At 73.7% G+C, this 21,376-nt stretch carries 22 protein-coding genes; 14 read left to right on the forward strand and 8 right to left on the reverse strand.

Annotation, left to right across the window (positions count from 1 at the left end; genetic code table 11):
• Positions 1 to 26: 26 nt before the first annotated feature.
• On the reverse strand, positions 27 to 3,449 hold the full coding sequence (locus tag FGD68_RS09980) for a DNA polymerase III subunit alpha (protein ID WP_119372548.1): 3,423 nt from the start codon (positions 3,447 to 3,449) through the stop codon (positions 27 to 29).
• Between the two features lie 114 nt (positions 3,450 to 3,563).
• Between FGD68_RS09980 and FGD68_RS09985 the strand changes: the two genes are divergently transcribed.
• From FGD68_RS09985 to FGD68_RS09995, 3 genes are all read left to right on the forward strand, one after another.
• Positions 3,564 to 4,931: a glucose-6-phosphate dehydrogenase gene (locus tag FGD68_RS09985; RefSeq protein ID WP_104236817.1), complete on the forward strand. Its 1,368-nt coding sequence runs from the start codon at positions 3,564 to 3,566 to the stop codon at positions 4,929 to 4,931.
• 102 nt (positions 4,932 to 5,033) lie between these two features.
• Positions 5,034 to 5,783, forward strand: a complete 750-nt coding sequence (locus FGD68_RS09990; RefSeq protein ID WP_119372547.1) for a dienelactone hydrolase family protein — start codon at positions 5,034 to 5,036, stop codon at positions 5,781 to 5,783.
• A gap of 108 nt (positions 5,784 to 5,891) precedes the next feature.
• Positions 5,892 to 7,151, forward strand: coding sequence for an LCP family protein (locus FGD68_RS09995; RefSeq protein WP_119372546.1), 1,260 nt, complete (start codon positions 5,892 to 5,894; stop codon positions 7,149 to 7,151).
• A 30-nt stretch (positions 7,152 to 7,181) separates the two neighbouring features.
• Here FGD68_RS09995 and pnuC read toward each other — a convergent pair whose 3' ends face one another.
• Together pnuC and FGD68_RS10005 are read right to left on the reverse strand one after the other, a co-directional pair.
• Complete coding sequence (gene pnuC / locus FGD68_RS10000; protein ID WP_119372545.1) at positions 7,182 to 7,874, reverse strand: nicotinamide riboside transporter PnuC; 693 nt, start codon at positions 7,872 to 7,874, stop codon at positions 7,182 to 7,184.
• 128 nt (positions 7,875 to 8,002) lie between these two features.
• Positions 8,003 to 8,326, reverse strand: a complete 324-nt coding sequence (locus tag FGD68_RS10005) for a DUF6504 family protein (RefSeq protein WP_104236813.1) — start codon at positions 8,324 to 8,326, stop codon at positions 8,003 to 8,005.
• 254 nt (positions 8,327 to 8,580) lie between these two features.
• Here FGD68_RS10005 and FGD68_RS10010 point away from each other — a divergent pair, with 254 nt between their 5' ends.
• Complete coding sequence (locus tag FGD68_RS10010; protein ID WP_119372544.1) at positions 8,581 to 9,450, forward strand: aldo/keto reductase; 870 nt, start codon at positions 8,581 to 8,583, stop codon at positions 9,448 to 9,450.
• A 70-nt stretch (positions 9,451 to 9,520) separates the two neighbouring features.
• On the opposite strand, the gene FGD68_RS10015 is transcribed toward FGD68_RS10010, so the two are convergent.
• Positions 9,521 to 10,618 carry an App1 family protein gene (locus FGD68_RS10015; RefSeq protein WP_237609409.1) on the reverse strand — a complete coding sequence of 366 codons (1,098 nt, stop codon included), beginning with the start codon at positions 10,616 to 10,618 and terminating at the stop codon, positions 9,521 to 9,523.
• Between the two features lie 37 nt (positions 10,619 to 10,655).
• Entirely contained in the window at positions 10,656 to 11,387 is a 732-nt protein-coding gene (locus FGD68_RS10020; RefSeq protein ID WP_119372543.1) for an SOS response-associated peptidase, read from the reverse strand.
• Between FGD68_RS10020 and FGD68_RS10025 the strand changes: the two genes are divergently transcribed.
• The 9 genes from FGD68_RS10025 (at position 11,386) to FGD68_RS10065 (ending at position 18,567) form a co-directional block, all read left to right on the forward strand.
• Positions 11,386 to 11,556, forward strand: coding sequence for a hypothetical protein (locus FGD68_RS10025; protein WP_237609410.1), 171 nt, complete (start codon positions 11,386 to 11,388; stop codon positions 11,554 to 11,556). The two genes, FGD68_RS10020 and FGD68_RS10025, sit on opposite strands and share 2 nt — an antisense overlap.
• Before the next feature lie 23 nt (positions 11,557 to 11,579).
• Positions 11,580 to 12,485, forward strand: coding sequence for an ABC transporter ATP-binding protein (locus FGD68_RS10030; protein WP_119372542.1), 906 nt, complete (start codon positions 11,580 to 11,582; stop codon positions 12,483 to 12,485).
• The gene (locus FGD68_RS10035) at positions 12,482 to 13,180 is read left to right on the forward strand and encodes an ABC transporter permease (protein ID WP_119372541.1); all 699 of its coding nucleotides are present in this window, start codon (positions 12,482 to 12,484) and stop codon (positions 13,178 to 13,180) included. The genes FGD68_RS10030 and FGD68_RS10035 overlap by 4 nt, the downstream gene beginning before the upstream one ends.
• Positions 13,177 to 13,902 carry an ABC transporter permease gene (locus tag FGD68_RS10040; RefSeq protein WP_104236808.1) on the forward strand — a complete coding sequence of 242 codons (726 nt, stop codon included), beginning with the start codon at positions 13,177 to 13,179 and terminating at the stop codon, positions 13,900 to 13,902. Before FGD68_RS10035 ends, FGD68_RS10040 begins: the two co-directional genes overlap by 4 nt.
• Positions 13,903 to 13,916: 14 nt before the next feature.
• Positions 13,917 to 14,843 (forward strand): ABC transporter substrate-binding protein, encoded by a 927-nt coding sequence (locus FGD68_RS10045; protein WP_119372540.1) that lies wholly within the window; start codon positions 13,917 to 13,919, stop codon positions 14,841 to 14,843.
• A gap of 148 nt (positions 14,844 to 14,991) precedes the next feature.
• A complete protein-coding gene (locus FGD68_RS10050; RefSeq protein WP_237609411.1) occupies positions 14,992 to 15,441 on the forward strand; it encodes a DUF3618 domain-containing protein in 450 nt (149 codons plus the stop codon).
• 29 nt (positions 15,442 to 15,470) lie between these two features.
• Entirely contained in the window at positions 15,471 to 16,658 is a 1,188-nt protein-coding gene (locus FGD68_RS10055; protein ID WP_237609412.1) for a type III polyketide synthase, read from the forward strand.
• The gene (locus FGD68_RS10060) at positions 16,658 to 17,380 is read left to right on the forward strand and encodes a class I SAM-dependent methyltransferase (RefSeq protein ID WP_104236805.1); all 723 of its coding nucleotides are present in this window, start codon (positions 16,658 to 16,660) and stop codon (positions 17,378 to 17,380) included. Before FGD68_RS10055 ends, FGD68_RS10060 begins: the two co-directional genes overlap by 1 nt.
• Complete coding sequence (locus FGD68_RS10065) at positions 17,377 to 18,567, forward strand: FAD-dependent oxidoreductase (protein WP_237609413.1); 1,191 nt, start codon at positions 17,377 to 17,379, stop codon at positions 18,565 to 18,567. The genes FGD68_RS10060 and FGD68_RS10065 overlap by 4 nt, the downstream gene beginning before the upstream one ends.
• Here the strand turns inward: FGD68_RS10065 and FGD68_RS10070 are convergent.
• Both FGD68_RS10070 and FGD68_RS10075 read right to left on the reverse strand, forming a co-directional pair.
• Positions 18,560 to 19,405: a UbiA family prenyltransferase gene (locus tag FGD68_RS10070; RefSeq protein ID WP_237609414.1), complete on the reverse strand. Its 846-nt coding sequence runs from the start codon at positions 19,403 to 19,405 to the stop codon at positions 18,560 to 18,562. The genes FGD68_RS10065 and FGD68_RS10070 overlap by 8 nt on opposite strands.
• Positions 19,402 to 19,872 (reverse strand): GNAT family N-acetyltransferase, encoded by a 471-nt coding sequence (locus tag FGD68_RS10075; RefSeq protein WP_237609415.1) that lies wholly within the window; start codon positions 19,870 to 19,872, stop codon positions 19,402 to 19,404. The genes FGD68_RS10070 and FGD68_RS10075 overlap by 4 nt, the downstream gene beginning before the upstream one ends.
• Before the next feature lie 51 nt (positions 19,873 to 19,923).
• On the opposite strand from FGD68_RS10075, the gene FGD68_RS10080 reads away from it, so the two are divergent.
• Entirely contained in the window at positions 19,924 to 20,433 is a 510-nt protein-coding gene (locus FGD68_RS10080; protein WP_104236801.1) for a GNAT family N-acetyltransferase, read from the forward strand.
• A 296-nt stretch (positions 20,434 to 20,729) separates the two neighbouring features.
• On the opposite strand, the gene FGD68_RS10085 is transcribed toward FGD68_RS10080, so the two are convergent.
• Entirely contained in the window at positions 20,730 to 21,173 is a 444-nt protein-coding gene (locus FGD68_RS10085; RefSeq protein ID WP_237609416.1) for a hypothetical protein, read from the reverse strand.
• Positions 21,174 to 21,376: the final 203 nt, after the last annotated feature.

Below are 21,376 nucleotides of genomic sequence, written 5' to 3' on the forward strand. Positions count from 1 at the left end.
CCCCCATCATCCCGCGGGCGGGGACCTCAGGCGACCTGGGCCGCGTCGTCCATCCCGCCGTCGCCCTCGCCGCCCTGCCGCCTGGCGTCCTGCCAGCGCGCCCACATCTCCTTGAGGTCCCACGCGTCCTCCGCCTGGATGGAGACGCCGCGCTCGCCCGTGCGCCGGGTGCGCCCCCGGATGACGAGCAGCCGCGTGCCGAAGAGCATGGGCCCGGCCTTCTGCTGCGCCTCGTCGAAGAAGGTGGAGTCGGAGCAGCCCGTGCCGTCGTCGAGGCTGATGAAGACCACGCGCTTGCCGCTGCGCATGGGGGGCGTCTGCGTGGCGATGCGGATCCCCGCGACCACCACCTCGGAGCCGCCGCGCACCTCGAGCAGCTGGCTCGCCGGGATCACCCCGAGCTCGTCGAGCATCGGCCGGTAGCTCTCCAGCACGTGCTCGGTGACCTCCATCTGCAGGATGTCGAGCTCGGCGGCGACCCGCGCGCGTCCGTCGGGGTCGGGCGAGCCGCGCGGGATGAGGTCGCGGTCGTCGACGAAGAGCGGCAGCTGGCCGGCCGGATCCGCGGGCCGGGCCGCCCGCGCCGTGAGCCGCCGCGCGTACGCCATGACGTCGCCGCGGGACGCGGCCCCGCGCGCCGCCCGGTCGTCCTCGTTCGTGGCGAGCGAGTCGAGCGCGCCGACCGCGGCGAGCCGCTCCAGCAGCGCGCGCGACGGCTGCGCCTTCGCGTAGAAGTCGCTGATGGAGTCGTAGGGCTGGCCCCGCTCGATGCGCTCGAGCTCCGCCTCGCTCATGCCGTGCACGTCCTGCAGCGACAGCCGGATCCCCAGCTCCCCGATGCGCGTGCGCCCTGTCGTCTCCCCGCCCTCGACGCGCTCCACGCGGTAGACGCCGGTCGACCGGTTCACGTCGAGCGGCAGCACCGGCACGCCCATGCGACGGGCCTCCGTGAGGAGCAGGCGCTTGGGGTACATGCCGGGGTCGTGCGTGAGGATCCCCGCGAGGAACTCCGCCGGGTAGTGCGTCTTCAGCCACGCGCTCTGCCAGGTGGGCAGCGCGAACGCGGCGCCGTGCGCCTTGCAGAACCCGAACGACCCGAAGCCCTTGAGCGCCTTCCAGATGCGCTCGACGTCGGCGTCCGTGAAGGGACGCCGACCCGTGCGCCCGTCGACGTGCATGGCGGTGCGCTCCCGGAACGCCTGCTCGACCACCGTGTCCATCCGCTCCATGTTGCGGCGCAGCTCGTCCGCCTCCGCGAGGGAGACCTGCATGCAGTCGGCGAAGATCCGGATGACCTGCTCGTGGTAGATGACGACGCCGAACGTGGGCGCGAGGAACGGCGCGAACCGCGGGTGCAGGTAGTCGGGCCGGGTGATGCCGTGCTTGGTGTCGAGGAACGGGGCGACCATGTTGCCCTTCATGGGGCCCGGCCGGAACAGGGAGATGTCGGCGATGAGGTCCTCGTAGACGTCCGGCTGCATCTTGCTGATGAGCTCGCGCTGCCCGGGCGACTCGATCTGGAACATGCCGAGCGTGTGCGTGGTGCGGATGGCGGCGAAGGTCTCCTCGTCGTCGTGGGGGATCTCGTCGAGCTCGATGCGCCCGTCGCGGTGCACGTAGCGCGCGTCGACCGGGACGCCGCCCGCGACCGCCGAGCGCGCGCCGTGGATGCGGTGGATCTCGTCCAGCGCGTACGCCATGGTGCTCTGCATCCGCACGCCGAGGATGTCGAGCTTCAGGAGCCCCATGTCGTCGATGTCGTCCTTGTCGAACTGGCTCATCGGCAGGCCCATCCCGCTCGGCTGCACGGGGCTCGTGCTGAGCAGGTCGGAGTCGCCGAGGATCACGCCGCACGGGTGCATGGAGATGTGCCGGGGGAGCCGGTCGAGCCGCTCCGTGAGGTCGACCAGCAGGTCGATGCTCGGGTCGTCGCGCACGAGGTCGGCGATGGGCTTGAGCTCGGGCTTCGTCTCGAGCACCGCCCGGAACTCGCGCGCGTTGAAGCGCCAGATGTTCTTGGCGATGAAGTCGATCTGCTGCTCGTCGAGGTCGAGCGCGAGCCCCGCGTCGCGCGCGGCCCCGCGGGCCCGGTAGGTGTTCTGCATCGACAGCAGGGTGACCCGGTTGCTCCCGTACTTCTCGAACACGCGGTGGTAGACCTCGTGCCGGCGTGCGGACTCCACGTCGATGTCGATGTCGGGCAGCGTCGAGCGCACCTTGCCGAGGAAGCGCTCGAACAGCAGGTCGTGCTCGAGCGGGTCGACGTTGGAGATGCGCAGGAGGTAGTTGACGAGGCTGCCCGCGCCGGATCCGCGGGCCTGGTTGCGGACGCCCATGTCGCGCATGAGCGCGCACACGTCGGCGACCGTGAGGAAGTAGGTGGCGAAGCCGAAGCCCGTGATGGTCTGCAGCTCCGTGCGCATCCGGGCGAGCACGCGCTGCCGCATCGCCTCGTCGACGTGCCCGAACCGCTCGGTGACGCCGGCCTCGGCCTTCCGCCAGAGCGCCTCGTCCGGGTCGCCCGTGACGCCGATGACGGACTTCTCCGGCAGCTTCGGCTTCCTCCAGGCGAGGTCGGCGTCCGGATCCAGGCGGCAGCGGTCGGCGAGCTCCTCGGTGGCGCGCAGCAGCGCCTCGCCCGCCCGGCGGTCGAGGGACGACGTGCCCGCGACCTCACGCGCGATCTCCTGCATCTCGGCCGGGGTCTTGAGCCACGCCTGGCCGTTGGGCTGCGGCCGGAACGACCCGAGCGGCCGGAGCGTGCCCGCGGAGTCGAGCACGTCGCCCGTGAGCGCGTCATCGGGCTCGAGGTAGCGGACGGCGTTGGTGAGCACCGCGGGGACGCGGTGGGCCTCGGCGAGCTCGAGCATGCGGGCGGCGTGCCGGAGGCTGGCGGACTCGCCGGGCTCGGTGAAGTGGCAGACCACCTCGACGACCAGCGCGCCGGGCAGCAGCCGGGCCCACTCGGCCAGGTGGCGGGACGCGAGCGCGTGGTCGCCCGCCGCGACGGCGCGCCCCACATCGGAGTCGGGTCCGAGCATGACCGTGCCGACCGGCCCGTCCTCGCCGAGGAGGAACGCGGGCGGTCGGGTGCGCGCGATGCCCGCCTGGGCGCTCCGCGCGGTGCTCCTCGCCGTGCCGCGCCCGTGGCTCGCGCTGATGAGCCGGCTGAGCGCCGCCCAGCCCTGGCCGCGCGTGCCGCCGTGCGCGAGCACCGTGATCCGGCCGGGGTGCTCGCCCGTGAGCCCGAGCTCCGCGCCGACGACGGGGGAGACCCCGGCGGCGAGGGAGCGGCGGATGTGGCGGACGGCGCCGTAGAGCCCGTCGCGGTCGGTGATGGCCGCGGCAGACGCGCCCCGGGACGCGACCTCGTCGACCAGGGCCTCGGGTGCCGTGGTGCCGAAGTGCGCGGAGAAGGCGGACGCGACGTGCAGGTGGGTGAAGCTCACGCGCGCCTCCCTCGATGTCCGCCCGCGTCCTCCCCGGGCGCGATGTTCGAACGGATGTTCGACTCGCCCAGTGTAGGTCGGCTGCCCGGCAGCCGCGACCCGTAGTCTCGGAGGATGACCAGCGAACCCTCCACCCTCGTCATCCTCGGCGCCAGCGGCGACCTCACGGAACGCCTCCTCCTGCCGGGTCTCGGCAGCCTCGTGGCGAGCGATCGGGGGCGGCGGATCCAGCTCATCGGCACCGGCCGGAGCGAGCGGAGCGCTGCGGAGTGGACGAAGACGGTCCGCACCGCGTTCGACTCGGTCGACGCGAAGGGTCGCCGCGCGGCGGGCATCGTCTCGTCGACGAAGTACATCCAGGCCGACCCCACCGACCTCGACGACCTCAAGCGCATCCTCGACGCGTGCGAGGGCGCGCCGGCCCTCTACTTCGCGCTGCCGCCGGCCATCTCCATCGCGGTCTGCGAGAAGCTCGAGCAGCTCGACCTGCCGGAGGGCACCACGTTGGCGCTCGAGAAGCCGTTCGGGTCGAACAGCCGCACGGCCGCGCAGCTCAACCGCCAGCTGCTGAAGCTCGTGCCGGAGGACCGCATCCACCGCACCGACCACTTCCTCGGCCTCTCCACGGTGCTCAACCTCGTGTCGCTGCGCTTCGCCAACCGCTTCTTCGAGTCGGTGTGGAGCGCGAAGGACATCGAGAAGGTCGAGATCCTCTACGACGAGACGCTGGCGCTCGAGGGCCGCGCCGCCTACTACGACAAGTCGGGCGCTCTCGTGGACATGATCCAGAGCCACCTGCTGCAGGTGCTCGCGGTGTTCGCGATGGAGCCGCCCGCGAGCATCGACCCGGACGACCTCCGTTCGAACATCGCCTCGGTCCTCCGGGCCACCGAGGTCTGGGACAACGACCCCATCGCCCACAGCCGCCGGGCGCGCTACACCGGCGCCACGGTGGACGGCACGCGCATCCCCGCGTACGCGAAGGAGGAGGGGGTGGACCCGGCCAACGAGACGGAGACGCTCGCCGAGGTCACCTTCGGCGTCGCGAACGCGCGCTGGGCGGGCGTCCCGTTCCGGCTGCGCTCGGGCAAGGCCCTCAAGGAGGCGTCCAAGCGCATCGTCGTCACCTTCAAGCCCGTGGCGCACCTGCCGCGGGGGCTGCACGGCTCCGCGCGGCCGGACCGGCTCATCATCGACCTCAAGCCCGACGGCATCTCGCTGGAGGTCACGATGGACGGCACGGGCGAGCCCTTCACGCTCACGCAGTCCACGTTCCGCGCGGAGTTCGCGGAGCCCGAGCTCACGCCGTACGGCGAGGTGCTCGACGGGATCCTCGCGGGCGACCCGCGCCTCTCGGTCCGCGGCGACGTGGCCGAGCGCTGCTGGCGCATCGTCGCGCCGGTAATGCGCGCCTGGAAGGGCGACCGCGTGCCGATGGCCGAGTACCGCGCCGGATCCGCGGGGCCGACCGCCTGGCGCTGACCGCGCGGTGCTCCCGCCCGCGCATGGCGGGCCCGCATGACGGCTCCCTGGGCGTCGTCGCCTCCCGGCGGCGGCGCCCTCGCCGCGTCCTAGCGTGATGGCATGCCCGTGACCCTCACCGAGATCCCCCTGCCCGCGGCCTCGCCGGATGCGTCGCCCGGGCTGCACGGCGTGCTGGCGGTGCCCGACGGCGAGGGGCCGTGGCCCGCGGTCGTGGTGGTGCACGAGGCCTTCGGCGTCACCGACGTCATGCGTCGCCAGGCCGAGCGCCTCGCCGAGGCCGGCTTCCTGGCGCTCATGCCCGACCTCTTCTCCGCCGGCGGCGCGCGCCGCTGCCTGGTCGCGACCTTCCGCACGCTCGCGGCGGGGGAGGGCCGGGCGTTCGTCGACGTCGAGTCCGCCCGCCGCGCGCTCCTCGCCCGCGCCGACTGCACGGGCCGCGTCGGCGTCATCGGCTTCTGCATGGGCGGCGGGTTCGCCCTCGCGGCCGCCTCCCGCGGCTTCGACGCGTCGAGCGTGAACTACGGGATGCTCCCGGAGGACCTCGACGGGGTGCTGGACGGCGCGTGCCCGATCGTCGCGAGCTACGGCGGCCGCGACCGGCAGCTCGCGGGATCCGCCGACCGCCTCGAGGCCGCGCTCGTGGCGCACGGCATCGATCACGACGTGCGGGAGTACGCCGCCGCCGGGCACTCCTTCCTCAACGACGCGGAGACGGGTCCCCGGCCGCTCCGCCCGGTGCTACGCGCGGTGGGCATGGGCCCGGACCCCGCCTCCGCGGCGGACGCCTGGCGCCGGATCGACGCGTTCCTCGACGCCCACCTGCGCCGCGAGGAGCGCACGGGGGCGTAGCGCATCGGGCCCGCGCGCCGAGGGGACTCTCCACCGGCCTCGGCTAGCCTGTGGAGGATCCGGGTCCCCGCGCCCGACCCTCCCCGCCCGGCGACGAGAGATCCACCCATGCAGCACGCACCCCAGAGGACCCGCGCCGACCGGGCCCGCGTCCGCGGCATCGCCCGCCACGGCCGCCTGCGCACCCCGAGCGCGGGACGCACCGTGATGAGGGGCATCGGCATGACAGTGGCGGTCGCCCTCGTGAGCACGCTCTCGGTCGTGGGCATCGCCGCCTGGGACCTCTCCCGCACCGTCGCCGACAACACGGTCGACATCTCGGGCGGCCAGACGCTCCCGCCCTCGCTCGGCGGCATCGACGGCGGCGCGAACATCCTCATCGTCGGCAGCGACAGCCGCGCCGGCCAGGGCGACGGCTACGGCGCGGCGAAGGACGTGGGCACGGCCACCCTCAACGACGTCACGATGCTGCTGCACATCAGCCAGGACAGCAGCCGCGCGACGGTCATCTCCTTCCCCCGCGACATGCTCGTGCCCATCCCGGAGTGCGAGGGCCCCGACGGCACGAAGTACGCCGCCAGCTCGCGCGCGCAGCTCAACGAGTCGCTCTCCCGCGGCGGGTTCGAGTGCACCGTGCGGATGGTCGAGGGCCTCACCGGGCTCGACATCCCGTACGGCGGCGTCGTGCAGTTCAACGGCGTGGTCGAGATGTCCAACGCGGTCGGCGGCGTCGAGGTGTGCGTGGCCAACGGGATCTACGACAAGAAGACCGACCTGTCGCTGGATCCCGGGCTGCACACGCTCCAGGGCAAGGACGCCGTGCAGTTCCTCCGCACGCGCTACGGCGTCGGCGACGGCAGCGACATCTCCCGCATCGGCAACCAGCAGGTGTTCCTGAGCGCGCTCGTGCGCACCATCAAGAGCACGGACACGCTGACCAACCCGGCGAAGCTCTACGGCATCGCGCGGGCCGTGGTCGACAACATGCAGCTGTCCACGTCGCTCGCCGACCTCGACACGCTCGTCTCGGTCGCGCTCACGTTCAAGGACATCCCGCTCGACGACGTCGTGTTCCTGCAGTACCCGGGCACGGTCCTCGCGAACGGGCGCGTCCAGCCGGATGAGGCGGCGGCCGCGCAGCTCGTGAGCCTGCTGGCCTCCGACGCGGACTTCTCGCTCGGTCAGCCGGCCGCGACCGACGAGGCCGGCAGCGTCCCGGCCGAGGGCGCGACCACGCCGCCCACGACCGCGCCGCCGACCGACGCCTCCGCACCGACCACGCCGCCCACCGCGACGGCCGAGGTGCTCGACCCGAGCATCACCGGCCAGACCGCGGCGCAGAGCACCTGCTCCAACGGCCAGGGCTGACCCGCTCGATCGCCAGCCGCCAGCCCCCGGCTACGGCTGGCGCTCGGCGATCCGCGGATCCGGGAAGGCCGTCTCGACCGCGGGCGCGTCGGTGCCGCGGGCGCGCATCCAGACGAAGAATCCCGTGAGCGTGAACGCGCCGTAGAAGACGTACATGAAGGCGGACGCGTAGTAGCCGGCGCTCACCAGCAGCGGCACGCCGACGAGGTCGACGGCGACCCAGACCAGCCAGAACTCGACCCAGCCCTTGGCCATGCCGTAGGTGGCGAGGAGGGAGCCGACGAAGATCCAGGCGTCGGCCCAGACGGGCTCGTAGGAGCCGAGCGCGCGGAAGGCGGGGGTGAGCAGCGCGGTGCCGCCGACGAGCGCGACCACGAGCAGGATCCGCTCGCGACCCGACGCCCACTGCGGCACGACGGGCGCGCCACCGTGCCTGGCCTGCTGCCAGCGGTACCAGCCGTAGACCGACACGGCGATGAACATGACCTGACGGCCGGCCTGGCCGAGCAGGTTGACGGGGTTCGGCGTGCCGAAGACCGCGCCGAGGAAGACGGTGAACAGGAGCACGTTGCCGACGATGCCGACGGGCCACGCCCAGACCTTCCGGCGCATGCCGCCGAGCGCGCTGGCGAGGCCGAAGAGGTTGCCGACGATCTCGCGCCAGAGGATGGTCTGGTCGCCGATGCGGAGCTGCGCGTCGAACAGCCACTCGAGTGCCGCCATGCGGGGTCCCTCCGTGCGCCGCGGTCCGGGTGACCTGCGTGCGGGGCGCCGTGCGCGGCGCCGATGGGGTGAAGGCGCAGGCGCCCCCGGCTATTCCCCGCAGCCCGTGCGGACGGGGACGGGCGGCCTCACGCGAACAGGCGCACGTCGAGCTCCTCGTCCGACGCCGTGACGAGCGACCACCGGCCGCGCGCGTCGACGCTCAGGTCGAACGAGCCGTCGACCCGGCGCGCGCCCGTGGTGAGCGGCACGGCCTCCACGCGCCACATCGACAGCTCCAGCAGGTGGGCGCTCGCACCGCGGGGCGCGCGGCCCGTGCGCTGCCACCAGTCGACCCGCGCGATCCACCGCTCGGGCGAGCTGACGACGCCGTAGACCACGTCCCGCCAGGTGAACCGCAGCGGCGATCCGTCGGCCGAGAGCTCGACCTCCACGTCCTCGTCGATCCGCATGGTGCCGCTCCTCTCGCCCGTCGCGCCGGCCGCGCTCCCGCGTTCGAACGGATGTTCGAACGTCTGATCCGAGTGTAGGAACGCCCGCCGACATCCACGAGGGGAGCGGGCGGATCCACCTCACCCTCGACCGGAGCCTGAGGGTCGGGTCCGGATCGCGCGCATCGGGCATGGATCCACCGTCCGCCGCGTTGGCCCCGGTGTCCCGAGGGCGGCAGACGCCCCCTCGTCATCGACACCCGAGGAGGGTCCACATGACCGACACCACCACCCGTCCTGCCGAGGCATCCGGCACGTTCACCATCGGCGGCGACCTGCCCGTCGTCCGGCTCGGCTACGGCACCATGCAGCTGACCGGCGAGGGCGTCTGGGGCGCCCCCGAGGATCCCGCCGAGGCCGTCCGCGTCATCCGCCGCGCCGCCGAGCTCGGCGTCACGTTCTTCGACACCGCCGACTCCTACGGCCCGTTCGTGGCCGAGGAGCTCCTCAAGGAGGCGCTCCACCCGTACGCCGACGACGTCGTCATCGCGACCAAGGGCGGTCTCACCCGCCCCGGCCCCGGCGACTGGCGGCCCGTCGGCCGCCCCGAGTACCTGCGCCAGCAGGCCGAGCTGAGCCTGCGCCACCTCGGCCTCGAGCGCATCGACCTCTACCAGCTGCACCGCATCGACCCGGCCGTGCCGCTCGCCGACCAGATCGGCGTGCTCAAGGACCTGCAGTCCGAGGGCAAGATCCGCCACATCGGGCTCTCCGAGGTGCAGGTCGACGATGTGAAGGCCGCTCGGGAGATCGCCGAGATCGTCTCCGTGCAGAACCTCTTCAACCTCGCCAAGCGCGACGCCGAGCCGCTGCTCGACTACGCCGAGGCCGAGGGCCTCGCCTTCATCCCGTGGTTCCCGCTCGCGACCGGCGAGCTCGCGAAGGACGGCGGCCCGCTCGACGCCCTCGCGAAGCAGCACGACGCGCGCGCCTCGCAGCTCGCGCTCGCCTGGCTCCTGCGCCGCTCGCCCGTCATGCTGCCGATCCCCGGCACCAAGTCGGTCGGCCACGTCGAGGACAACATCGCCGCGGCGGGCATCGAGCTCACCGACGACGAGTTCCAGGCGCTCACCGACGCCGTCTGATCCACCGCACGACGACGAAGGGCCCCGCGACGGATCGCGGGGCCCTTCGTCGTGCCGGTCGGCGTCCGGGTCAGGTGCCGATCCGGGTGCCCGAGTCGTCGGCGAGGCCGAGGTCGTCGAGCTGCGCGAGCAGGCTCGCCCCGTCCGGCGCGTAGACCCACGGGATCGAGCTGTCGAGGGCGCGCTTCTCCGCCTTCGCCCGTCCGCCCGCGAGCACGGCCTCGCCCGCCGAGAGCTGCCGGATGAGGACGACCTCGACGTTGTCGGGGTGCCGCTCGGCGAACTCGCCGTAGAGCAGCTCGTCGTGCTGGCCGTCGTCGCCCGCGAGGATCCACTTGACGTGCGGGAACTCGGCCGCGAGGCGCTGCAGGTTGTTGCGCTTGTGCTCCATGCCGCTGCGGAACCACCGGTCGACGGTCGGGCCCCAGTCGGTGAGGAGGATCGGTCCCGGCGGGTAGAGGTTCCGCGAGAGGAACCGCGTGAGCGTCGGGGCGACGTTCCACGCCCCCGTGGAGAGGTAGAGGACGGGCGCGCCCTCGTGCTGCAGGCGGAGGCGCTCGTAGAGCACGGCCATGCCGGGGGTGGGCGTGCGCGCGTGCTCGTCGAGCACGAAGGTGTTCCAGGCGGCGAGGAACGGCCGGGGGAGCGCGGTGACCATGACGGTGTCGTCGATGTCGCTGAGGATCCCGGTGCGCACGTCGTCGCCCACGATGAAGACGGGCGCCTCGACGGTCTCGGACCCCTGCGCGCGGATGCGGATGGTGTGCCAGCCGCTCCGCAGGCTCGCCTCGACGACCTGGTCGACGACGCCGCCGCGGTCCGCCCGCACGTGGTGCTCGGTCCCGTCGATCTCGACGACGACGTCGACGTCGGTGAGCGGGACGCTCGTGAAGCTCCGCCAGCCGCGGACGACCTTGTCGCCGGCCAGAGCCCGCTTGCTCTTCGGGTCGGTGAGGAGGACACGGCAGAGGACGCGGACCCAGCGCACGGATCCGTAGCCGGCGTACGGGATGACGGTGGGCTTCAGCCCGCGCTTGCGGGCACGGCCCTCGCGGATCTCGTGGATGCGGTCCTCGATGCGCGCCGCCCGGTGCAGCACCGGTGCGGCGGCCGGTGACTCGAGGAGCGTGCGGGTCGCGTGCTTCTTCTTCTTCGAGGAGGGGGCCACGGGCACAGTCAACCAGACGAGGGGACGCGGCCGGGCGTCACACGGGTCGGGCGAGCTCCGCCGTGTCGGGCGCGCCCTGGTCGATGCCGGGTCCGACCTCGTCCATCGCCAGCTGCTCGATCACGTCCTCCGCCTGCGCGGCGACGGCCCGGAGCAGGTCGGGGGAGCCCTCGGCAGTGGGGTCGAGCCACTCCTCGACCACGTCGGGGGAGAGCACGACGGGCATGCGCTCGGCGAGCGCCTCCACGGTGCCGGCCGCCGGCCGGGTGAGGACGGCGCAGGTCAGCACCCAGCGGGCCGGGTCGTCGGCGGCGCGCGCGGGATCCCGCCACCACCCGTACAGCGCCGCGAGCAGCACGATGCCGTCGCCCGCGCCGACCAGGTAGGGGGTGCGCAGGCCGTCGTCGGTCTCGTGGTGCTCGTAGTAGCCCGACACCGGGATCGCCGCGCGCCGGGACACGAGCGCCTGCAGGAGCTCCGGCCGTGAGCCGAGCTGCTCGGCGGGGACCTCGGCGAGCGGCGGGCCCTGGTCCGGTGCGGGCGACCCCGCAAGGACGAGGCCCCACCTGGCGGACTCGAGGCGCCGCACGGGCACCTGCTCCTCCGTGTCGCCCTCCGCGCGGCGCGGCAGCGTGTCGACCAGGACCGCCACGCGCTGGGCCGGCTCGATGCGCCAGGACGGCGCGGGCACGGCCTCGCCCGCGTGATCCACGTCGAGGAGCCCGACCAGGTCGTCGGCGGTCGAGGACCTGGCGAGGATGCGCGTCATGCCCTCCATCCTGGCCGACGCGCCAGGCGCCGACCGACGCGCGCACGGCATCCGTGGGCTATCCACGGAAGCATCGATTTGTTACGAAGTGGCGACAGGGGACGACCCGGTGCGTCCGTTCCGCCGCGATCGTGGTTCGCTGGTGTGCCTGGCAAGTGTCGATTCGTAGTGCCTACGAGGAATGAGCCACCCATGATCGAGTTCCACCACGTCCGCAAGCAGTACCCGGACGGCACGCTCGCGATCGAGGACTTCAGCCTCGTCGTCCCCTCGCAGACCACGACGGTCCTCGTCGGATCCTCGGGCTGCGGCAAGACGACCCTCATGCGCATGATCAACCGGATGGTCGAGCCCACCTCCGGCCGCATCGAGATCGACGGCACCGACATCGCCACCCAGGACGCCGTGAAGCTCCGCCGCAGCATCGGCTACGTGATGCAGAACTCCGGCCTCCTGCCGCACCGCAAGGTCGTCGACAACATCGCCACCGTGCCGCGCCTCACCGGCGTCGACAAGCGCACCGCGCGCGAGGGCGCCCTGAAGCTCATGGACACCGTGGGCCTCGACCGCTCGATGGCCGACCGCTACCCGTCGCAGCTCTCCGGCGGCCAGCAGCAGCGCGTCGGCGTGGCCCGCGGGCTCGCGGTGGATCCGAACATCCTGCTCATGGACGAGCCGTTCGGCGCCGTCGACCCGCTCGTGCGCGACGACCTCCAGCAGGAGCTGATCCGCCTGCGGACCGAGCTCGACAAGACCGTCGTCTTCGTGACGCACGACATCGACGAGGCGTTCCTGCTCGGCGACCAGGTCGTGATCCTCGAGAAGGGCGGCCGCATCGCGCAGCAGGGTACGCCGCAGGAGATCCTCTCGAACCCGGCGAACGACTTCGTCCGCGACTTCGTGGGCGCCGACAAGGGCAAGCGCGCGCTGCACGTCGAGGACACCGCAACGGGACAGGTGCTCGTCGACCGCGACGGCCGGCTCGTGGGCGTGCTCGACGACGAGGGGCGCGCCGCCGCCCGATCCGCATCCGCTCCGACCGAGGCGGGGGCCGCGCACGCCCCCGGTGCTCCGGCGCAGGGTGCGGGACCCGCGTGAACTGGGTCATCGCCAACTTCGGAACGGTGCTCGACCTGGCCGTCGCCCACGTCGCCCTCGCGGCGCCGCCCGTCGTGCTGGGGCTCGTCATCTCCCTGCCGCTCGGCTGGCTCGCCAACCGCTACCGCCGCACCCGCGGAGCCCTGCTCACCGTCGGCGGAGCCCTCTACACGATCCCGTCCATCGCGCTCCTGCTGGCGATGCCCGCCATCATCGGCACGAACATCCTCGACCCGCGCAACGTCGTCGTGGCGCTCACCGTGTACGCGGTCGCGCTCATGATCCGCATCACCTCGGACGCGCTCGCGTCGGTCTCCGAGGACGTCAAGCAGTCCGCGACCGCGATGGGCTACGCCGGGTGGGCGCGCTTCTGGCGGGTGGAGCTGCCGCTCGCGGGTCCCGTCCTCCTCGCCGGGCTCCGAGTCGTCTCCGTCAGCACGGTCAGCATGGTCACCGTGGGCTCGCTATCGGGGATCCTCAGCCTCGGCACGATGATCCTGAGCGGATACCGGCGCCAGTTCTACACGGAGATCATCACCGGGATCGCGGGCATCGTGATCATCGCGCTCGTCTTCGACCTGGTCCTCCTGCTGGCCGGGAGGATCCTCATGCCGTGGTCGACCCAGCCATCCCTGCGTGCGCGCACGCGCTCTGCGCGCCGCGCCGCCCTGGTCACGGATGCGAGCGCCTCGTGAACCTCTTCGCGGAGGCCTTCGCCCTCCTTCTCGACGCCTCGCGCTGGGCGGGTCCCACCGGATACGGCACGCGCTTGCTCGAGCACCTGGGCTACACCGCCCTCGCCATGGGGGTGGCCGCCGTCATCGCCATCCCCGCCGGCCTGTACATCGGGCACACCGGTCGGGGCCGCAACGTCGCCGTCGCGTTCTCCGGCGGCCTCCGTGCGCTCCCCACCCTCGGCGTGCTGGTCCTGCTCGGGCTCCTGTTCGGCATCGGGCTGACCGGCCCGATCCTGACCTTCTCGCTCCTCGGGATCCCGCCCCTGCTGGCGGGCGTGTACTCCGGCGTCCAAGCGGTCGACCGGTCCGCGATCGACGCGGCACGCTCCGTGGGCATGAGGGAAACGCAGATCCTGGGTCGCGTCGAGATCCCGCTCGCGCTGCCGCTCATGATCAGCGGCTTCCGCGCGGCGATCCTGCAGGTCATCAGCACGGTCACGCTCGGTGCCTACCTCGGGCTCGGCGGGCTCGGTCGAGACATCTTCACGGGCTTGACCACGCGGAACTTCCCCCTGCTCCTGGCATCGGCGATCCTCGTGACCGCGCTCGCGCTCGTCGTCGACGCGGTCTTCGCGATCGTGCAGCGCGCCGTCGTCCCCCGCGGCGTCGTCGCCGCCTCCGGACGCACCCCCGACTCACCGCGCGCCTCGTCGAGGCACGCGGTCAGCACCACCTCCTGAAAGGAACACAGCACATGACCCACAGCATCATCCGCCGGCTCCTCGTCGGCACCGTCGCGCTGGGCACCGCGATGGCCCTCGCCGGCTGCTCGTCCGGCGATCCCCTCGACACCTCGGGCGGCTCGGCATCGGCCGCCCCCACCGACACCATCTCCGTCGGCTCGGCCGCGTTCGGCGAGAACGTCATCCTCGCCGAGGTCTACGCGCAGGCCCTCGAGGCCAACGACGTGAAGGTCACGCGCAACCTGCAGATCGGCGAGCGCGAGGTCTACCTCAAGGCGCTCGAGGAGGGGTCCATCGACCTCATCCCCGAGTACACGGGCAACCTGCTCGCCGCTTACGACACCGAGTCGACCGCCACCTCCAGCGACGACGTGTTCGCCGCTCTCGGCGACGCTCTGCCGGACGGGTTCGAGGTGCTCGACGAGTCGCCCGCCGAGGACAAGGACTCGTACAACGTCACGAAGGAGTACTCGGAGACCAACGGCGTCACGAGCCTCTCCGACCTCAAGGGCAAGGCCGTCCGCGTCGGCGGCGGCGCGGTGCTGGGCGAGCGCGAGTACGGGATCCCCGGCCTCACGGGCACGTACGGCATCGACGCGAGCCTCGTCACCATCGAGGACCAGGGCGGCCCCAACACCGTCAAGGCGCTGCTCGACGGCCAGGTCGACATGGCGAACATCTACTCGACCACGCCGTCGATCCTCGACAACGGCTTCGTGACGCTGGAGGACCCCGAGAACCTCATCAAGGCGCAGAACGTCGTGCCGCTCGTGAACACCGCGAAGATGAACCCCGACGTCACCGCGATCCTCGACAAGGTGTCGGCCGCGCTGACCACCGAGGACCTCACCGAGATGAACCGCCGCAACCAGGGCGACGAGAAGGCCGAGCCGGCCGCGATCGCCGCCGACTGGCTGAAGGAGAAGGCCCTCTTCTAGGAGGCGCCGACCGGGCGGCGACGCCCGGCACCCGGGAGGGGTCGACGCGCGAGCGCCGGCCCCTCCCGCCGTCCGTGGGTGCCCGCCCGGGCACGACGGAGCATGATGGATCCACCGCAAGTACTTCCCCGATGGCAGGAGCCCGCGCATGGCCAAGAAGAAGTCCCCGACCGGCGAGGTCAGCGTCCTCGGCGCGGTGACCACGGTCGCCCGCGAGGTCCGCAAGCACAGGGCGGTCGCCGAGTCGGCGCCGCACGGCGAGGGCGCGAACATCCCGCCCGCGCCCAAGCGCAGCCCCGAGGAGCTGAAGCGCGACATCCAGGCAGGACGCGACGAGCTCGCGCGCACCGTGCGGGAGCTCGAGACCGCGCTCGACGTGCCGGCCCGCGCCTCCGAGCTGAAGGCCGACGCCTCGGCCCGCGCCCGCGCCATCCGCGACGACGTCACGACGCGCGTCCGCACGACCGGCCGGGACGTCGCGCGCCGCACGCGCGCGTTCACGAAGAAGGACCCGGCCGTCGCCGCGTCGATCGGCGCGGGTGCCGTCGCCGTCGTGCTCGCGGTGGGCGCGGCCGTCGTCTCCGGCGGCCGACGCTGATCGCCTCCATACGCTCGATCGCCACGGCCGTGCCGCCGACCGTCCTCGCCCAGGACGGCGTGCGCGACCTCTTCGGCAGCCAGCCCGAGCTCGGGCGGCTCGGGACGAGGCTCGTGTCCGCGGCCTTCGACGCGTCGGGGATCCGCACGCGGCACACGGTGATCCGCGAGCTCGGCACCGCGCCGGGCATGGCGGGCGCCGACGCGGATCTCGAGGCCGGGGACGGCGATCCGGTGTTCTACGACCGGGCGAGCGGGCGGATCCTCACCCCCGGCACCGGCGCGCGGAACGACACGTACATCCGGGAGGCCCCCGCCCTGCTGCTCGAGGCGGCGCGGCAGGCGGTCGAGGGGGCAGAAGGCATCGGGACCTCCGACGTGACGCACGTCGTCACCGTCTCCTGCACGGGCTTCTACGCGCCCGGACCCGACTACCAGGTAGTGCGCGGCCTCGGCCTCGGCGCGTCCACCCAGAGGTTCCACCTCGGCTTCATGGGCTGCTACGGCGCGTTCCCGGCGCTGCGCATGGCCGCGCAGTTCTGCGCCGCCGACCCTGGCGCCGTCGTCCTCGTCGTGTGCGTCGAGCTCTGCTCGCTGCACCTGCACTCGTCGGACGACGCGGACACCATCGTGGCGTCGTCCGTCTTCGGGGACGGCGCGGCGGCCGCCGTGGTCACCGCGCGACCGGCTCCGGCCGGATCCACCGTGCTCGACCTCGACGCGTTCGAGACCGTCCTCACGCCCGTGGGCGAGGACGACATGGCGTGGACCATCGGCGACCAGGGCTTCGACATGGTCCTGTCGAGCTACGTGCCGAGGATCATCGACGAGCACATCGAGGGCGCGCTCGCGCCGCTGTGGGCGCAGCTCCCGGCGCTCGAGGGCGTCGCCCCCGCGGAGATCGAGGACTGGGCCATCCACCCGGGCGGCCGCAGCATCCTCGACCGCGTCGAGGGCCGGCTGGGGCTCGCGCCCGCACAGCTCGAGGCCTCGCGCTCGACGCTCGCGGAGGTGGGGAACATGTCGAGTGCGACGGTGCTGTTCGTGCTCCGGCGGATCCTGCACCGGACGCCTCCCGCGGATGTGCCGGGTCGACCCGACCTCGCTGAGGCCGCACCCGTCGTCTCGTCCGGGCCCGGCTCAGGGCGCGTGTGCGCGATGGCGTTCGGCCCGGGCCTCACCGTCGAGACGGCGCTCATGACGCGCCGGACCGTCTGATGGACCTCTCCCGGCGCGACGCCGGTCTCACGGAGCTCATGGACGACCCGGACTGCGATCCCGTCGCCCTCGACCGCACCTACGCGCGGTTCGCGATGGTGAACCGTGTCGTCGCCGGATGGCGCGGCGTCTACCGGTCCCGGATCCGCCCGCTGCTGTCCGCCCAGCGGGAGACGACGCTCCTCGACATCGGGTCGGGCGGCGGCGACGTGCCGCTCGCCCTCGCGCGGTGGGCTCGGCGCGACGGGCTGCGGCTCACCGTCACGGGGATCGACCCGGATCCGCGCGCCGCCGCCTTCGCGTCCGCACGACCCCGCGACCCCGACGTGGCGTTCCTCGCGTCGTCGAGCGGGGACCTCGTCGCCGCGGGCCGCCGCTTCGACCTCGTGACGAGCAACCACGTGCTCCACCACCTCGACGACGCCGCGTTCGACGCGCTCCTGGCGGACTCCGCGGCGCTCGCCCCGCGCGCGATCCACGGCGACATCGCGCGCGGTCGCCTGGCCTACGCCCTCTACGGGCCGGCCTCCCGGCTCGTCGCGCGCGGCTCGTTCGTGCACGTGGACGGGCTCCGGTCGATCCGTCGCAGCTGGACGCCCGTGGAGCTCGCCCTCCGCGTGCCCGCCGGCTGGCGTGTAGAGGGCGCCGTGCCGTTCCGCGTGCTCGTCGTCCGCGACCCGTCCACGGGCCGCGCTGACCCCGTCGGGCGCCCGGGCCGATGACCCGCGTCGACGCGCTGGTCGTGGGCGGTGGGCCCGTCGGGATCCACCTCGCGGCGCTCCTCGCGCAGGCTGGTCTCGACGTGCGGGTGTGGGAGGCACGGCCGGCGCCCGCCCTGCTGTCGCGCGCGATCGGGATCCACGCGCCGTCGCTCGACGCGTTCGACCGACTGGGCGTCGCGGACGAGATGGTCGCCGAGGCGGTCCTCGTCCGGACGGGCATCGCGATGGGGCCCCGCGGCGAGCTCGGGCGCGTCTCGTTCGCCGGGGTCTCGGCCACGCACCCGTACGTCGCGGCGCTGCCGCAGTGGCGCACGGAGGAGATCCTCGCGAGGCGCCTGACCGGCCTCGCCCCCGACGCCCTCCGCCGCGGCGTGACGCTCACCGGGCTCGACGCGGATCCCGCCGGTGCGCCGGGCGGGGTCGTCCGCGCGAGCGGGCGGGACGCCGACGGCGCGCGCGTCGAGGTCGCCGCGTCCCTCGTCGTCGGCGCGGACGGCACGCGCGGCCGGGTCCGCGGGCTCCTCGGGATCGGCGTCGACGAGCGCCCCCTGCCTGACCGGTTCCTGATGGGCGACGCTCCCGACCGCACCGACGGAGGCGACGACGCCGTCGTCACCCTGCATCCGGACGGCGTCGTCGAGTCCTTCCCGCTGCCCGGTGGCCTGCGGCGCTTCGTCGTGGGGCTCCGCGCGGGGGAGGACGACGGGGATCGGGCGTCGCTCCTCGCCCGCGCGGTGCGCGAGCGCACCGGGCACGTCGTGTCGGCCGCGGAGCTGGATCCGGTCAGCGGCTTCGGCGTGCGCCGTCGCCTCGCGAAGCGCATGGTCGCCGGGCGAGGCGTGCTGATCGGCGACGCGGCCCACGAGATCAGCCCCATCGGCGGGCAGGGGATGAACCTCGGCTGGCTCGACGCGGACGCCCTCGCGCCGATCCTCGTCGACGCCGTCCGCGCGCGCCGCGGCGCGCCGGATCCCGTGCGCCTCGCCCGCTGGGAGCGTGACCGGAAGGCCAGCGCGCGACGCGCGGCGGTGCAGTCGGAGATCAACACGGCGCTCGGGCGTCCCGTCCGGGGGCTCACCCGCCTCGTGCGCGACGCGGGGCTCCGCACGGTGCTCGCCTCGCCCGCCGCTGCCGGGCTCGCCTCCGTCTACGCCATGGGCCGGGACGCGGGCGCGCGGGTCAGGTGAGGCGGGTCGCGTTCAGCGCGATCTGCGCCACGAGCAGCAACGACGCCGCCATGATCAGCTGGAACAGCAGCCGCCCCGGCGGCCGCGTGACGACGCGCACGGCACCCCACGCGGCGATGCCCAGCGTGACGACGAGCCCGGCGGCCGCGACCGGCGTGATCGCGCGCGCCGGATCCGCGAGCACGGGGCCCACGGCCACGACGACCGCCCCGAGCGCGAGCGCCCCGAACGCGACGAGGCCCGACGGCACGCGCCCGAGCCGGTGCGGCAGGCCCCGCACGCCCGTCCGAGCGTCGTCCTCGAGGTCGGGCAGCACGTTGGTGAAGTGGATGGAGACGCCGAGCACCGCGCCGGTCGCCATCGCCCACGCGGCCGCGGGCACCGGATCGACGCCGCCCAAGGCGACCACCGTCGGCAGGATCCCGAAGGCCACGACGAAGGGGAGGACGCTCACGGCGGTCCGCTTCAGCCCGGCGTTGTACGCCCAGCCCGCGCCCACGAGCACGCCGTGCGCGAGGAGGAACGCCGGTCCGAGCGCGGCCGACGCCACGCCGCACGCCGCCACCGTCACGAGGGCCGCCGCCCGGACCAGCCCGACCGTCACCTCGCCGCGCGCGACGGGCTTGTCGGCGCGGGCGACGCTGCGGTCGCGCTCGGCGTCGATCCAGTCGTTGGAGAGGCCGATGGACAGCTGCCCGAGGAGCACGGCCAGCGCCACCGCGACCACGCGCCCGGGCCCGTAGCCGAGCGCGATCGCGAGCACCGCGGCGAGCACCGTGACGGTCGCCGTCGGCCCCGGGTGCGAGGAGAGCGCGAGGAGCCGGAGCCGGCCGATCACGCGAGCGTCAGCGCGTAGCAGCGGGAGCCCTCGGAGTCGGCGTAGGCGCCGAAGCGGGGGATCTCGGTCCAGCCCTCGCGGACGTAGAACCGCATGGCGTCGGGCTGCTCCGGGCCGGTCTCCAGCACCAGGTCGACCACGCCGAGCTCGCGGGCGGTCTCCTCGAGGGCGCGGAGGACGGCCGTCGCGACGCCCGTGCCGCGGACGGCGGGCACCACGTACATGCGCTTCAGCTCCGCCCACGGCGTCCCGTCGCCGCGGTCGGCGAGCGGCCGGATCCCGCCGCAGCCGACGGGCGTCCCGTCCGCGTCGCGCGCGACGAGGAACGCGGCCATGTCGGCGGCCGTCGGCTTGGCGCCGGGCTCCGTGTCGCCGCCGTAGCGGAGGTCGAGCTCGGCGCGCTGGGCGGCGCGGAGGGAGATCGCGTCGTCGTCGTCCCACGCGACCCGCGAGATGGTGAGGTCCATGCGTCGATCCTGCCGCACGGCTCCCGCCGACCGCTCCGTTAGCCTGCTGGCATGAGGATCCGCCCCGCCGAGCTGCGTGACATCGACGACCTGCTGGAGATCCGCAACCACGCGATCCTCACCGGCACCGCCCTCTGGACGGAGGAGCCGGTCGACCGCGCCGAGCGCGAGGCGTGGTTCCGGGAGACGACGGAGGCGGGCGACCCGATCCTCGTCGCCGAGGTCGACGGGGCCTTCGCGGGCTACGGCACCTACGGGCCCTGGCGGCGGATGTCCGGCTACCGCTTCTCGGTGGAGGACTCGGTCTACGTGCGCGACGCCTTCCAGGGGCAGGGCGTCGGCCGCGCGCTCATCGAGGCGGTCGTCGAGCACGCACGAGCGGCCGGGAAGCGCGCGGTGTTCGCGGACATCGAGGCCGGCAACACCGGCTCGATCCGGCTGCACGAGCGGCTCGGCTTCCGTCAGGTGGGGCTGCTGCCCGGGATCGGCTGGAAGTTCGGCCGCCCGCTCGACCTCGCGATCCTGCACCTGCCGCTGGTCGACGACGCGGCATCCGCCTAGCAGAGGGCGATGCCCGCGCGAGGATCCGCCCGCCGGACGGTCGAGAGGCCCGGCACGGGGCGCGGGAACGCCACGGGTGCCGGGCCTCTCCGGTGATCGCGGTCCTTCGGGGGGTGGGCGATCGCCGTGGTCCGGGAGCCGTCCGATCCGGGGGGGGGGTGGACGGACGTGCTCGTCGGGTTGCGAGCGCCAGGCCCAAGGGGGGGGTAAGGGCCGTGCGCTCGTGGACGACTCTACCGGGTCCCCCTTTATGCGGACACACGGGGATGGCCCCAGAAAGAGGGGCGCACCCGATGTCAGTCCTGGGACTCGTCGAGCTCGCGGCCGCCGCCCGCGACGACCGCGTCGCGGAGCGCGTGGAACTGGTCGACCGTGAGGCCGTTGCGGAGGAGGTACGGCTCCACGCCGCCGCGGCCGGCCAGGGAGTGCAGGGCCTGGATCACCGGCGCGGGATCCCCGTCGACGGCGTGCTGCGCCGCGTCGCGGACGTCGAGCCCGCCGGCGACGAGCGCGAGGGCGACGACGAGCGCGTCCTCGGCGGACGCGGTGCGGGCGTCGTAGCGCGCCGCGGGCGCGCCGGCCCCCAGGAGGTCCGCCGCCTCGGCGACCCGCTCCGTGAGGTGGGTGCCGTCGGCCACGAGGAGGGCGACGTACGTGGATGCGGGAGCACCGGCGGCGGCGGTCGCCGCGGATCCGATGGTGCGGTCGGATGCCGGCGAGGCGGGAGCGGGTGAGGTCATGGCGGCGGCCCTTCGGTCGACGTGCGCGGTGCGGGTGGGTGCGGTGCCGGATCCGAGGGCCGACGGCGTGCGCGGAGCCGATGCCGACCCGCGCATGGGCGCACCGGGTCGACGCCGATCCGGATGCGTGGTCCGACCCTCGCCCGGCCGGGTGAACGACGGGTGTCGCGCGCGCCGCCGGCCGGCCAACGCGACGCGGCCGG

It is taken from the genome of Clavibacter californiensis (assembly GCF_021952865.1).
GTDB lineage: Bacteria > Actinomycetota > Actinomycetes > Actinomycetales > Microbacteriaceae > Clavibacter > Clavibacter californiensis.

Bases quoted from the DNA above. Each gene is read 5' to 3' on its own strand.
- FGD68_RS09995 (WP_119372546.1), top strand. From the start codon at position 5,892: ATGCAGCACGCACCCCAGAGGACCCGCGCCGACCGGGCCCGCGTCCGC.
- FGD68_RS10045 (WP_119372540.1), top strand. From the start codon at position 13,917: ATGACCCACAGCATCATCCGCCGGCTCCTCGTCGGCACCGTCGCGCTG.
- FGD68_RS10020 (WP_119372543.1), bottom strand. From the start codon at position 11,387: ATGACGCGCATCCTCGCCAGGTCCTCGACCGCCGACGACCTGGTCGGG.
- FGD68_RS10010 (WP_119372544.1), top strand. From the start codon at position 8,581: ATGACCGACACCACCACCCGTCCTGCCGAGGCATCCGGCACGTTCACC.
- FGD68_RS09990 (WP_119372547.1), top strand. From the start codon at position 5,034: ATGCCCGTGACCCTCACCGAGATCCCCCTGCCCGCGGCCTCGCCGGAT.
- pnuC (WP_119372545.1), bottom strand. From the start codon at position 7,874: ATGGCGGCACTCGAGTGGCTGTTCGACGCGCAGCTCCGCATCGGCGAC.
- FGD68_RS10080 (WP_104236801.1), top strand. From the start codon at position 19,924: ATGAGGATCCGCCCCGCCGAGCTGCGTGACATCGACGACCTGCTGGAG.
- FGD68_RS10060 (WP_104236805.1), top strand. From the start codon at position 16,658: ATGGACCTCTCCCGGCGCGACGCCGGTCTCACGGAGCTCATGGACGAC.
- FGD68_RS09985 (WP_104236817.1), top strand. From the start codon at position 3,564: ATGACCAGCGAACCCTCCACCCTCGTCATCCTCGGCGCCAGCGGCGAC.
- FGD68_RS10030 (WP_119372542.1), top strand. From the start codon at position 11,580: ATGATCGAGTTCCACCACGTCCGCAAGCAGTACCCGGACGGCACGCTC.
- FGD68_RS10075 (WP_237609415.1), bottom strand. From the start codon at position 19,872: ATGGACCTCACCATCTCGCGGGTCGCGTGGGACGACGACGACGCGATC.
- FGD68_RS10065 (WP_237609413.1), top strand. From the start codon at position 17,377: ATGACCCGCGTCGACGCGCTGGTCGTGGGCGGTGGGCCCGTCGGGATC.
- FGD68_RS10050 (WP_237609411.1), top strand. From the start codon at position 14,992: ATGGCCAAGAAGAAGTCCCCGACCGGCGAGGTCAGCGTCCTCGGCGCG.
- FGD68_RS10005 (WP_104236813.1), bottom strand. From the start codon at position 8,326: ATGCGGATCGACGAGGACGTGGAGGTCGAGCTCTCGGCCGACGGATCG.
- FGD68_RS10085 (WP_237609416.1), bottom strand. From the start codon at position 21,173: ATGACCTCACCCGCTCCCGCCTCGCCGGCATCCGACCGCACCATCGGA.
- FGD68_RS10025 (WP_237609410.1), top strand. From the start codon at position 11,386: ATGCCCTCCATCCTGGCCGACGCGCCAGGCGCCGACCGACGCGCGCAC.